This is a genomic window from Mucilaginibacter sp. P19 (assembly GCF_050632265.1).
In the GTDB taxonomy this organism is placed as follows: domain Bacteria; phylum Bacteroidota; class Bacteroidia; order Sphingobacteriales; family Sphingobacteriaceae; genus Mucilaginibacter; species Mucilaginibacter gossypii.
Genome location: NZ_CP192586.1, coordinates 2,133,454 through 2,146,004, shown reverse-complemented (window position 1 = coordinate 2,146,004; position 12,551 = coordinate 2,133,454). Strand labels below are relative to the sequence as shown.

Sequence of the window (12,551 nt, the reverse complement as noted above, 5' to 3'; positions counted from 1 at the left end):
GCATAATTGCGTCTCACGCTTGCAATTTACCGCAGTTGAGACGCTTTTGAAATCGCCTTGTCCTTCGGAAGACGCAATTATGCGTCTCTACAAAAATTCTTTCTTCCATTTTCAAACAGCATCTCACCAAATATTACTGCTTAAATAATTTGTTCTCCCCTTCTATTTCAACATTAGCCTGTTCAACTACGGCCTTGTATTCGTAATCGGCTTTTAGTGGGAGTATTGCTTCAAATGTGCCATCAGTCTTAATATTTACCCAGGTGCCGGCTGTCCACTTACCTGCATATAAAGTTTCTACCTGCCCATGGTAAGGGCGATAATCAAACCTCGCCCTTTTTGCCGAAATACTTTTGTAATTCAGAATTTTACCTTTTAAAACTGCACCGGCCTTTGTTTTTGAACTTGCTCCTGTTTCAACAATGGCGGCTTCTTTAAAAACAGGGGCAACATTTTCCAGTTTAATCACTACAGGATTAGGCCAGCGGTGATCATCATAAATACGCTGAGCCTTTACAACAGATACTTCAAGCCCCCTATCGGTTTGCTTATACCTGCAGCTTACATCATCGGTTTTATATTCAATCACCTTACTATTTTGCCCTAATACACTAACCTGAGTTTTAATAGTGGCGATGGCCGAACGGATCAGAAAAATTTTGCGGGCCCCCTCCTTCCAGCCGGCAGCGTTTGTAACAATAGCGTAAAGTGTATGCCCGTTTTTAGCGGTAAACCAGGTGTCGCCCTCCTTGCTAATCACCCAGCTTCGCACGCTATCAATACATTCACGGTTAACAAAATACCATGCCGACATTTCCCTTAGCCGCTCTTCCTGCTCAATGGGCAAAGCGCCATCTGGCTTCGGGCCAACGTTTAGCAACAGCGATCCACCTTTGGCCCTTGCCTCAATCAGCAATCCTATCAGTTGATTGCCCGATTTATACCGTTCATTAGTTGGCTGATATCCCCAGGCCGTGCCCATAGTGATGCATGACAACCATGGTTCGTTGATCATAGCGCCGGGCATGATCTGCTCAGGCGTTTTAATGGCCCCTCGGGTTATCAGCAAATCGGGCTGCAATTTCCAACAGGTTTGCTTTACCACTTCTTTCGGATCGCCGTCAATAAAAAGTACATCTATTTTACCGTAATTGGTCATCAGCTCTTCGCATTGCTTCCGGGTGTATTCGTCATATTCATGGCGGGTTTGTGCATCCATCTTAACATCGGTACGACTAATAGGGATATGATGGTCACGGAGAAAGTTAAAATCCTCGGGCGAAAAATAAAATCCTACCTGCAATCCCGCCTCGCGAGTGGCATTCACAAATTCCTTTAACAGGTCTTTTTTGTATGGTGTATGGGTTATGTTAAACCCAGTGGTTTTGGTATCCCACATACAAAAACCCGAGTGATGCTTGGTGGTGAATACGATGTATTTCATGCCCGCCAGTTTTGCCAGCGTTGCTATCTGGTGCGGATCGAACTTCGAGGGATCAAAAGTTTTGGGCAGCTCATTAAAATAACGGTTTACGTAATCGTCACTTGCCCCAACCAGCGAGTGACTGATCACCACACCCAGCTGGCTATCCATACTAAAATGTATAAACAAACCCAACCCTGTATTTTTAAGCCATAGCTCGCGTTCGGGCTTGTTCAGGTTATAATTACTGGCGTTATCATCTTTAACCAGATCATTTTGTGCTGACGCAGTTTGGATTCCACACAGTACCAAGAGAAAAAAAGGTATTTCTTATACATCAAAAAGCCGTTTAAAAAAATCAGGGAAGGCCCCACGCCCTCCCCGATACAACATCAATTAATCAAACTTAAACACTATTGTTTATCCCACCATATCCTGGTTAAAAAATCATCCGAACCTTGCCGTGCAAGGGCAGCAGCGTATGATGCCGCGTTAAGGTTTTGCTCGCCAACTGGATACAACATCCGCCTGAATATTTTACCGCCTGTAGCATTGCCAACGTAATTATTAGGTACAAGTGCGGGGTAGCCCGTACGCCTGTAGCTTGCAAAAACCTCCTGCGCATCAGGAAATATACCAACCCAAAACTGGGTATAGATCTGCTCCATTTTTTGATCAAGCGTGCCAGCTGTATTGAACGGGTGCGCATTGATGTATGAGTTGATCTGGGTAGTTGTTATAGTACCTGCGCTGCCTGCAATGATGCTCCATTGGCGCATAGAAGCAGCAATACCATTTTGGTATAATGACTCGGCGGTAGCGGTTGTATACCATCCCCTTGCCGCAGCTTCAGATAACAGGAAGTAGCTTTCGGCAGCTGTAAAAACCAATCGCGGAGAATTTAGCAGCAATAGGGTTTTAGGATTTGGTTCCGAATAGGTCACAAAATCCGCAGGTTTGGCATTCAATCCTGATGACATACCTTTTTGAATAGCCGAGGTTGTATCAGCCACACCACCGTTCCATACTACAGATACCACAGCCAAACGCGGGTCCTTATTGGCTTTCAGATAATTAATAAACACATCCTGGTATTTACCGCCTTCAGTGTTAGTGCTGCCGTTACCTGCTATGTAGTCATTATTATAAAGGTCAAGCGCCAAAGGGTTTTTGTTGATATCCTGACCTGCGCCCACATACACTACTTTGGCCACATCTGCATCATCCGTAATAACGCCGCCGGCTATTGCTTTTGTGGCCCAGCTTTGAGCCTGGGCAATATCAACTTTGGTCATGCGCATGGCACACCTGAGCATGAGTGAATAGGCAAACTTTTTCCATTTTACGGTATTGCCACCGTAAATTAAATCAGCCGAACCAAAGGTTGCTTTGGTTGCATCAAGGCTTTGGGCTGCCTGGTCAAGCTCTTTCAATAAATCGGCATAGATGTCTTTTTGTGCATCGTAAGCAGGCTTATATATAGCCTGGTTATAACCCTGTGCAGCTTGCGAATATGGGATATCACCATACAAGTCGGTAAGTCTGCTAAAGCAATATACTTTCCAGATCCTCGCTTCGGCCTGCAGGTTTACGAGCGAAGCATCGGTGCCAATGGCCTTTAAAACCTCAACTAATTCGTTGATTTCATTTGGGTAAGCATTAGTGAAAGCTGCTGCCGACTGCGGGCTCTGGCTCAACACATATTTTGAACCGAAGCCGGCCACATCATTAAAGCTGGTAGTGTACTGCATAGTACCCAGCAACAAATCAAGCATGCGGGCCGTGCCATCATACTGGGCTTTGGTAAAAATGTATTGTGGTACCGCCTTTGATGAGGCATCCGGGTTAACATTAAGCGTATCAAAATTTTTGGTACACGATTGCGTGGTGATAATGCCGAGAATTACCAGGGAACAATAAATATATTTGGTTAAATGTCTTTTCATCGTTTTCAATTTAAAGTATTAAAACTTAACAGCCAGGTTTACACCAAGTGAGCGGGTACGTGGTAAACCGATAGACTCGAAGCCCTGTGCATTACTGTTGGTAAAACTTTGCTCCGGATCAAAATTGTCTGTTTGCTTATAAATAGTCCAAAGGTTTCGGGCCACAAAGGAGATGCTGGCCGACTGGATCTTAACTTTGTTTAAAAGACTTGTTGGAAGCGCGTATGACAGGATAACCTGGCGAAGTTTAACAAAGCTGCCATCGTGTAAAAACAAGTCGGAATACGTTTTATAATTATCATAGTATGATCTTAACCCGCTCACCGGCACCGTACGGGTATAAGGCGCGCCGGTTTGATCAACACCGTTCAATACTAAGCCGTTTTCGCGACCCGGCAACGTTGATTTCATCAAGCCCAAACGGGTGGCGTAAACCTCCATAACCGAAAACACCTTGTTACCAAATTTGCCATCAACCAGGAAGTTTAACGAGAACCGTTTATACCTGAATTCGTTGGTTAAACCCATGGTAAGCGGGGCAACGCTTTTACCCAATTGCTGTAGTGGGGTTTGTACCGGTAAGCCCGTGGTAGCGTTAAACACTACATTACCATTAGCATCCTTTTGCATACGGGTACCCACGATCATACCAAAGGATTTACCTTCAATATTATCTAAAATACCCCAGTTGCCTACCGAAGTAGCCAGCTGAATAGTATTAAGGCCTGGCGCCAGTTTAACTACTTTGTTATCATTATAGGCTACGTTATAGCTTGTAGTCCAGGTAAAGCTGCTTGTTTTTACAGGTGTACCGTTCAATAATACCTCAATACCTCTATTACTTACCTCGCCAACGTTCAGGATTACGTTATTGTAGCCCGATGTTGAAGAAATAGCTGTATTTACGATATCATTAGTAGTTTTACGATCATACAAGGTAACGTCCAAACCTAAACGGCTCTTAAGCATCTGCAACTCAAAGCCGCCTTCAAACGTTGTTGACGTGTATGGTTTAAGATTGCTATTAGTAATGTTATTGCTGGTTACATTTTGCAGTGGCTGCCCCGCGCTTGGTACGTTACTGTAAGTAAGGTTGATAACATATGGATCGGGAGCGCCGCCACCTACCTGCGCCCATGAACCGCGCAGTTTAGCAAGGTTAAAAAACTCAGGGAGTTTAACCGCGTCAGACAGGATAAAACTGCCGCCTACGCTTGGATAAAATATGCTGTTGCTTTTCGGGCTCAGTGTTGAAAACCAATCCTTCCTCCCTGTGAATGATAAGAAGAACAAACTCTTGTAATCAAAATCGGCCGAACCAAAAACCGAATTGGTTACAATTTTGGCATTATATGGTGTAGTTGATGAAACCGCAAGATTGGTGAAGCTGTAAAAATATGGAATGGTAAATTGCGAACCATTAAGCGTTAGCTGATTGGTTGTGTATTTACGGCTGTTTACGCCACCCAGAACATTTACATTTAAATCACTGATGATCTTTGTTTTATAACTAACGGTCGCTAATTCATTAGTTTCAGATACATCTGATTTGATACCGGCGTACTGGCCATTAGGGATATATAATGTACCTGTTGGCAATATGTTGGTATAATTATAGTTAAAAAAGTCGCGGCTGATGGTGGCTTTGAAAGTAAGGTTTTTTACGGGAGAGTAAATAACCGACCCCTGGCCAATAAAACGGTTCTTCACATCATCTTCCTTGTATTTATTAATCACAAAATATCCGTTTGACGCAATGGATGCGTCATTCCAGATCTGCTCGTTGCCCAAAGCATCGTAACCCGGCTTAAGCCAGCGTACATCAACGGTATTGGCAACCTCAAGCGGTGTCCAGTTGGGGTTACCCAATGCATCGCCTGCGCCGGTACGATTATGGCCAGTTTCAACGTTGTACTGGGCCAACGCTTCAATAGATAGCTTGTCGCTCAGTTTACCGTTCAGGGCAAGGTTAAAAGTTTTACGATCATAGGTTGTACCCGGTAAAATACCTTTACTATTCAGATCGGCAGCCGAAAATCTGTAGGTGAAAGCCTCATTACCACCTAAAAATGCAAGGCTGTTGGTATAAGTGCTTCCTGTTTGATAGTAATTTCTAAGGTTATTTTTCTGTGCAACATAAGGATGGGTAAGCCCGTCGACAGCTACATAATCGGTTGAGCCGTCAATTTTTGAACCCCACGAGCGTCTTCCGCTTGCCTGTGCTGCAGCCAGGGTAGTTGGCTTTACACCGCCGTCGCCCTGCCCGTATTCGTACTGGTAATCTGGGAATACAGCCACATTATCGTAGGTGGCCGTCGAGTTAAATTCTACGCCCACACCTTTTTGTATGCGGCCTTTTTTTGTTGTAATTAAAATAACGCCATTTGCTGCACGCGAGCCATAAAGCGCCGCAGCCGTACCGCCTTTAAGTACACTTATCGACTCAATATCGTCGGGATTTATTGCAGCTATACCATCGCCGCGGTCAACATTGTTGGTAATACCATTAACCGTAGCAGGGCCACCGGGTACGCTGTTATCAATCGGCATACCGTTCACCACATATAACGGCTGGTTATCACCTGCAAGGCCACCGTTACCCCTGATCACCACGCGGCTTGAACCACCCGGACCGGTTGATAAGCCCGCCGCGTTAACACCGGCTACTTTACCGGTAAGCGCGTTGGCTACGTTATTTTCACGGGCCTGAGTAAATTCGGTACCCTTAACCTCAGTCACCGAATAGCCCAATGATTTTTTTGCTTGCTGATACCAAGGGCAGTAACCACAACCTCATTAAGAGCTTTGTTATTTTGCACCAGTTTAATTTGCAAAGGCGACACCGGATCGCTTACAGGCACTTCTTCCTGGTTATATCCTACATAGGCAACCACCAGGGTTAAAGGCTTGCCCGCATATTTATCAGGCACCACCAGTTTGAAACTACCCGTAACATCTGTAATTGCGCCTACCTTGTTATCTATTTTTAAATAAACCGATGCGCCAACAACCGGCTGACCATCGCCTGCATCCACTACCTTACCTGTTAATGTAACTGCTGCAACAGATACGTTGTTCAGGGTAAGGTCCTTCACTGTAAAAATCGAGATTTGGTTATCATTTATCTTGCGATATGTTAACTGGAAGGCCGATAATAATTGTTTCAAATTATCGTCAAGCGTAAACTGACTGATATTACTTGTTAAATTGGTGGGCACAAACTTGTTATCAAGCAAACCTTCCTGGTAAGCTATCTGAACATTGAATTGTTTTTTCAGGTTTTCAAGTGCGTCTTTCAAAAGCACCTTACTTTCGGTAACCTGCGATATCGGGTAACTAAAGTTTCGTGCATGTAACCTGTTGTTATTGGTCAATGACATTTGAGCGTAACCATACGCCGACTGGCCGAGCAAAACCATCAGGAAACAGCAACATCTTAAAAAATTGGATGAGTCGAGTTTTTGCATAAGTTATTCGTTTAGGGGTTTAATTTTGTTATAGTAATATTTTTGTCTGTTCGGGTAATTTTCACCGGGAGTGTGGTAGCTATAGTTTCAATCAGTTCCTCAACACTGGGAACGTTGATCTCGCCCTCTATTTTGAGATTGGCTAAATCCGGGTTTAAAAAATCTACATGATAGCCGTAATCATCGGTCATGATCTCGCTGATCTGCGCAAGGGAGGCATCATTAAATAAAAGCTGGTGCTTTGTCCATTTGGTAATTTTTTCAGGAACCGGCAGGATCATACGGGTAAGGGTTTTTCTATAAGCATGTTGTACATAATCGCCCGGTTTCATAATAAGCGATAGTTTTCCGGATGCTGCATCAACATAGTCAAGCCTGATCTTTCCCTGTACTAATCCTACATTAGTTTTATTGTGCCTGCTTCTTACATTAAAAGTTGTACCCAACACCTCAATATCCATATCAGAGCAATGCACTATAAATCTTTCAGTAGGTTTGATATTGCGGGGATCTTTATTGATATGTTTTACATTGAATAGCCCCTCTCCACTTATCCAAACCTCCCTCGATTTTTCATCCCAGTTACCGGAGTAAGTTAACTTTGAATTACCATTAAGCACCACGGTTGAGCCATCGGGTAATGTAACAGTGCGCAGCTCACCAAAAGTGGTATCAATTTCGTTTTGTCTGCCTTTGACGAGCCATAAGGAAATGCCGATAGACGACACCAGCAATAACATTGCAGCGATACGGAGGAACCTGCTTAGTGTGAATATCTTTGGCTTAGCCTGGTCTATTTGCAGTGTTGATTCAATCCTGAGCCAAACTTTTGATTGATTAGCCTCATTGGTAAAAACATCCTGTTTACGGTATGCTTTAATAATTTTTGAAGCTTCGGCTATTATTTCTTTCTGCTGCGGATATTCTGCTGCAACTTGCTGCCAAAAAACAGTGTCGTTATGTGAGGGGTTAATCACAAAACGGAGAAAATCATCGTCCTCTAAAAAATCCGGCAGGGTATAATTACTGTATTTGGCTATCTGCATTGTTTATAAGGTGTTATTTACTCCTTATAGACAGCACCCTGCCCCAATTATCCCTACAAACTGAAAAAAAATTATTTTTTAATAATTGTTTATGCAGAAGCACGAATACAAGGCTAAAACAATAGCCAATTTTGAAGTTTTTAGCACATCCTGAAGGTTATCAAAAGCTTTATAGATCAGTTTATAGGCCGAACTAATGTTTATTTCCATAATATCGGCAATTTCATCATAACCTAAACCCTCATAAAAACGCAGGTATATAATTTCCTGCTGCCGTGCCGGCAAAGCTTTTACATGAAATTTAATTTTCTTCTGCAATTCCTGTTCTTCCTCATCGGCCATGAGCTGCTGGTCGAATGAAATTTCAAAGGGAAAGTTATGTTCAGCTTCATCTTCAAGGTCAACAAAGCGCGATTTTGATTGCAGCTTGCGGAAAATAATACTGCGCAATGATTTGAATAGGTAGTTTTTTACTGAAGCTGGATTGCCAAGCCCGGCCCTGTTTGTCCAAAGCCTGATAAAAAGATCATGTATGGCATCTTCAATTACGTTAACGTCCCTGGTAAATTTGTGCCCGTAATTATTGAGGATTTTAAAATACTGGTTATACAGTTGCGTGTAGGCATCCCAATTGCCTTCTTTAAAAGCAAGCCAGACAGCAGTATTATGATCGTCATGAACAATTTGTTCGTGAGACATAGCTTAACCAGGGGATAAAACGTTTTACAATTGAAATCAGGTACAATGTAATAATTATAACAATAAATTTACACCTAATTAAAAATCAATAATACAATTAAATTGATATAAAATTGCTTTTGCCGGAATTGAAGAAGTTATCGCCAAAAAGTCACACCCTTTTGACAATGGTAAACACTCAAATATTTCAATTTTTAAAATAACTTAGCCCATATCAATATTGCCTGATATTTAAAAACCGATTGCCACGCTAAATTATGTTTGAATCAGTTACTATTAAGGATATTGCCAAGGCTTTGGGTGTGTCAACATCAACGGTATCAAGGGCGCTGAACGGAAGCTACGAAATAGGTACCGAAACCAAAAAGCTTGTCCTTGAGTACGCTGAAAAAATTAACTATCGGCCCAACCCTATCGCTTTAAGCCTTAAAGAGCAAAAAAGCCACTCCATAGGCGTGGTGGTTTGCGAGGTGGCAAATGATTATTTTTCGCAGGCTATTAATGGCATCGAATCTATTGCTTATAACCGTGGATACCATGTTATCATTACCCAAACGCATGAGTCATTTGACAGGGAAAGTGCCAATGTAAAACACCTGCTCTCAAGGCATGTGGATGGATTGCTGGTGTCACTATCAGCCCAAACAACTGATACTTCCCAATATAAATACCTGCTGGATAAGGGTTTTCCTATTGTATTTTTTGACAGGGCGGCGCCTGACCTGAACACTCACAAAGTGATAGCCAATAATTTTCAGGGATCATTTAACGGCACCGAAGCTTTGATCAATTCGGGTTTTAGCAAAATAGCACACCTCACCAATTCAAATAATCTGCTTATAAGCCATGAGCGCTTTGAAGGCTATAACGCTGCACTTGATAAACACGGTATCGAGTTTAGGCCCGAATACCTTAAACATTGCAACCATGGCGGCATGATCCACGATGAAGTGGAGCTCGTGCTGAAAGAATTGCTGGCATTGGACGATAAGCCGGAGGCTATTTTTAGTGGCAGCGACAGGCTCACCATCAGCAGTATATCGATATTAAAAAAATGGGGCTTAAAAGTTCCGGGAGATATCGCGATAGCAGGCTTTACCAATTCGGATGTTGTTGACCTGTTCGACCCACCATTAACTGTTGTACGTCAGCCTGCCTTTCAGATTGGACAAATGGCTACGGAGATGCTTATTAAAACCATAGAAAGCAAATGGCCGGTTGAAGAGTTTACTACCGAAAAGGTGGAAACGCAATTGATTGTGCGGTCGTCGTCGGTGAGGTATTGAGAAGATGAAGAACAACTTAAAATGTTGATGTTTAAACCCCATGTCATTGCGAGGAGCGGCGCGGGCAAAAGCATCTGGGGCGACGTGGCAATCTCGTAGCTACTCAAATCGGATATGCATTGGCTACAAGATTGCTGCGCTCGCAATGATATCCTTTCCAACACAAAGACAAAGCTTAACCATTTATACAACCGTTACCTTCACCCCCTTTTCTTCCAGCATATTGAGCATTGCCGGGCTTATACCGCTATCAGTAATAATTTCATTGATTTGATCAAGCGCACAGATTTTGGCCAGGCCCCGCTTACCAAATTTGGTGCTATCGGCCAACACAATGGTAGTTTGAGCAGCATTGATCATTTTTTGATTGAGCCTGGCTTCGGATAAATTTGTGGTAGTCAATCCTATGTCAGGATCGATACCATCTACTCCTAAAAACAATACGCCACATAACATATCATCCAGCATCAGTTCGGCATAATTACCGGTTACCGATGAGGAGGTGTTTCGCATTTGCCCGCCCAATTGAACAATATCAACCTGCGGATGCTGCAAAAGTTCAAGCGCTACCGGCAAAGCTGCGGTGACTACCGTAAGATGCTTATTGGGCTGCATGGCACGGGCAAGGGCAAGCATTGTAGTACCGGAGGCTATGATAACTGAATCATTGGTATCTATCCTTATCGCTGCTTCTGCGGCAATTTTTCTTTTTCGGGGCCGTTCAGTTTCTCCTTCTCGGCCACCGGCCTGTCATTAGCATAAGGGTTTGTTTTACTTGCACCACCATGCGTTCTGAAAAGCAGGTTTTTATCTTCCAAAAGTTTCAGGTCCTTTCGGATAGTAACTTCCGAAACACTTAACTGGGTACTCAGATCCTGTACATTCACAAAGCCGTCGGTATCAACTTTTTGCAGGATAAACTTATGCCGGTCTGTGTTTTTACTCATAATCGCTAAATTAAACAGAAAAATTGACTGTAATGTTTTGCAAAGCTCACTGTGCTCCGTGTTAGTCAAATGTAACCAAATAAAATTATTTTCAATTTCGTTTAGTTTTATTTTATTTCGATTTTATATATTTGAATAAATATCGAAATAAAATGAACTCATTTACCAGAGAGGCCAATCTCAACCATCTTAATGATACCGAAAAGATCTGGGACCTGATTATTATAGGAGGTGGGGCTACCGGACTTGGCGCGGCTGTAGATGCAGCTTCGCGTGGCTTCTCTATATTATTACTTGAACAGGCCGATTTTGCCAAAGGAACCTCGAGTCGTGCTACTAAACTGGTTCATGGCGGCGTACGCTATTTAGCACAAGGCGATATAGGCCTGGTACGTGAAGCCTTGCGCGAACGGGGACTATTATTGAACAACGCTCCACATCTTGTAAAAAACGAAAGTTTCATTATCCCCAATTACTCCTGGTGGGACGGTGTTTTTTATACTATCGGCCTCAGCCTTTATGATTTGCTCGCCGGTAAACTAAGCTTTGGCAGAGCAAAGCATATTTCAAAAAAGACACCATTAAACGTTTGCCCGGCATACAGGAAAAAGGACTTCACGGAGGCGTTATTTATCATGACGGGCAATTTGACGATTCTCGGCTGGCAATTAACCTGGCGCAAACCGCCATTGAACAGAGCGCAACCCTGCTCAATTACTTTAAAGTAACCGGATTAATCAAAGATACTACTAATAAAATCATAGGCGTAAAAGCCACTGATACAGAGACTGGCGCCGGGTATCAATTAAAAGCCAAAACGGTGATCAATGCTACCGGCGTATTTGTTGATGACGTACTAAAAATGGATACGCCGGAGAAAAAACCGATGGTTAGGCCAAGCCAGGGTGTGCACCTTGTACTCGACCGTTCATTTTTACCGGCAGAAGATGCCCTAATGATTCCCAAAACAGAAGACGGACGTGTGCTTTTCGCTGTCCCGTGGCACGAGAAACTATTGATTGGCACTACGGATACCCCTATTAACTCGCACAGCCTGGAGCCGGTAGCGCTGGATGAAGAAGTAGACTTTATATTAAGAACAGCCGGTAAATACCTCACCAAAGCCCCAACCCGTGCAGATGTACTAAGCGTTTTTGCAGGCTTAAGGCCACTTGCCGCCCCACAGGATGGAGCCTCAAAAACAAAAGAAATTTCGCGGAGCCATAAACTGATTGTTTCCGCATCAGGTTTAATTACTATAACCGGCGGTAAGTGGACTACCTACCGCAAAATGGCAGAAGATATTGTTGATAAAACAATTGAGGTTGGCGGACTAAATAATATACCGTGTAAAACTGCCTCCTTATCTATCCATGGCAGTCGCCCCAATCCCGACCGCACAAACCCAATGTTTGTTTATGGTGCCGATATTGAAAACGTTTTGGCTTTGTACAAAGAGAATCCGAACTGGAAAAACCTTGTTCATGCCGAATGTAGCTACACTAAGGGCGAAGTGATCTGGTCGGTAAGAAATGAAATGGCGCGCACCGTTGAAGATATACTGGCCCGCCGTACCCGTGTGCTTTTTTTAGATGCCCGTTTAGCTATTGAAATGGCTCCCGAAGTAGCACACCTCATGGCCGGCGAATTGGGGAAAGATGCTGAATGGGAGACGGCACAGGTTAAAGCATTTAACGAAACAGCAAAAAATTATATACTAACACCACATTAAAATAA

11 protein-coding genes are annotated in these 12,551 nt (G+C 43.2%); 3 read left to right on the top strand and 8 right to left on the bottom strand.

Features of this window, described 5'->3' with window-relative positions; all coding sequences use genetic code 11:
* Positions 1-133: 133 nt before the first annotated feature.
* The 6 genes from ACQ86K_RS10170 to ACQ86K_RS10145 form a co-directional block, all read right to left on the bottom strand.
* Positions 134-1,735, bottom strand: a complete 1,602-nt coding sequence (locus tag ACQ86K_RS10170) for an alpha-L-fucosidase (protein WP_431200291.1) — start codon at positions 1,733-1,735, stop codon at positions 134-136.
* Positions 1,736-1,836: 101 nt separating this feature from the next.
* A complete protein-coding gene (locus ACQ86K_RS10165; protein WP_431200290.1) occupies positions 1,837-3,369 on the bottom strand; it encodes a SusD/RagB family nutrient-binding outer membrane lipoprotein in 1,533 nt (510 codons plus the stop codon).
* Between the two features lie 18 nt (positions 3,370-3,387).
* A complete protein-coding gene (locus tag ACQ86K_RS10160; RefSeq protein WP_431200289.1) occupies positions 3,388-6,108 on the bottom strand; it encodes a SusC/RagA family TonB-linked outer membrane protein in 2,721 nt (906 codons plus the stop codon).
* Complete coding sequence (locus ACQ86K_RS10155) at positions 6,105-6,836, bottom strand: carboxypeptidase-like regulatory domain-containing protein (protein WP_431200288.1); 732 nt, start codon at positions 6,834-6,836, stop codon at positions 6,105-6,107. The genes ACQ86K_RS10160 and ACQ86K_RS10155 overlap by 4 nt, the downstream gene beginning before the upstream one ends.
* An 11-nt stretch (positions 6,837-6,847) precedes the next feature.
* Positions 6,848-7,882 (bottom strand): FecR family protein, encoded by a 1,035-nt coding sequence (locus ACQ86K_RS10150; RefSeq protein WP_091168214.1) that lies wholly within the window; start codon positions 7,880-7,882, stop codon positions 6,848-6,850.
* 78 nt (positions 7,883-7,960) lie between these two features.
* Positions 7,961-8,581 carry an RNA polymerase sigma factor gene (locus tag ACQ86K_RS10145; RefSeq protein ID WP_091168218.1) on the bottom strand — a complete coding sequence of 207 codons (621 nt, stop codon included), beginning with the start codon at positions 8,579-8,581 and terminating at the stop codon, positions 7,961-7,963.
* Between the two features lie 257 nt (positions 8,582-8,838).
* Between ACQ86K_RS10145 and ACQ86K_RS10140 the strand changes: the two genes are divergently transcribed.
* Positions 8,839-9,867 (top strand): LacI family DNA-binding transcriptional regulator, encoded by a 1,029-nt coding sequence (locus ACQ86K_RS10140; protein WP_091168222.1) that lies wholly within the window; start codon positions 8,839-8,841, stop codon positions 9,865-9,867.
* 183 nt (positions 9,868-10,050) lie between these two features.
* Here the strand turns inward: ACQ86K_RS10140 and ACQ86K_RS10135 are convergent, their stop codons facing one another.
* The gene (locus ACQ86K_RS10135) at positions 10,051-10,521 is read right to left on the bottom strand and encodes a DeoR/GlpR family DNA-binding transcription regulator (RefSeq protein WP_431200828.1); all 471 of its coding nucleotides are present in this window, start codon (positions 10,519-10,521) and stop codon (positions 10,051-10,053) included.
* Between the two features lie 26 nt (positions 10,522-10,547).
* The gene (locus ACQ86K_RS10130) at positions 10,548-10,814 is read right to left on the bottom strand and encodes a DeoR family transcriptional regulator (protein ID WP_431200287.1); all 267 of its coding nucleotides are present in this window, start codon (positions 10,812-10,814) and stop codon (positions 10,548-10,550) included.
* A 152-nt stretch (positions 10,815-10,966) separates the two neighbouring features.
* Between ACQ86K_RS10130 and ACQ86K_RS10125 the strand changes: the two genes are divergently transcribed.
* Both ACQ86K_RS10125 and ACQ86K_RS10120 read left to right on the top strand, forming a co-directional pair.
* On the top strand, positions 10,967-11,542 hold the full coding sequence (locus tag ACQ86K_RS10125; protein WP_431200286.1) for an FAD-dependent oxidoreductase: 576 nt from the start codon (positions 10,967-10,969) through the stop codon (positions 11,540-11,542).
* Positions 11,443-12,546, top strand: coding sequence for a glycerol-3-phosphate dehydrogenase/oxidase (locus tag ACQ86K_RS10120; RefSeq protein WP_431200827.1), 1,104 nt, complete (start codon positions 11,443-11,445; stop codon positions 12,544-12,546). The genes ACQ86K_RS10125 and ACQ86K_RS10120 overlap by 100 nt, the downstream gene beginning before the upstream one ends.
* Positions 12,547-12,551: the final 5 nt, after the last annotated feature.

Coding starts and splice junctions, on each gene's coding strand:
- ACQ86K_RS10140 (WP_091168222.1), top strand. CDS start 8,839: ATGTTTGAATCAGTTACTATTAAGGATATTGCCAAGGCTTTGGGTGTG.
- ACQ86K_RS10130 (WP_431200287.1), bottom strand. CDS start 10,814: ATGAGTAAAAACACAGACCGGCATAAGTTTATCCTGCAAAAAGTTGAT.
- ACQ86K_RS10145 (WP_091168218.1), bottom strand. CDS start 8,581: ATGTCTCACGAACAAATTGTTCATGACGATCATAATACTGCTGTCTGG.
- ACQ86K_RS10150 (WP_091168214.1), bottom strand. CDS start 7,882: ATGCAGATAGCCAAATACAGTAATTATACCCTGCCGGATTTTTTAGAG.
- ACQ86K_RS10125 (WP_431200286.1), top strand. CDS start 10,967: ATGAACTCATTTACCAGAGAGGCCAATCTCAACCATCTTAATGATACC.
- ACQ86K_RS10165 (WP_431200290.1), bottom strand. CDS start 3,369: ATGAAAAGACATTTAACCAAATATATTTATTGTTCCCTGGTAATTCTC.
- ACQ86K_RS10155 (WP_431200288.1), bottom strand. CDS start 6,836: ATGCAAAAACTCGACTCATCCAATTTTTTAAGATGTTGCTGTTTCCTG.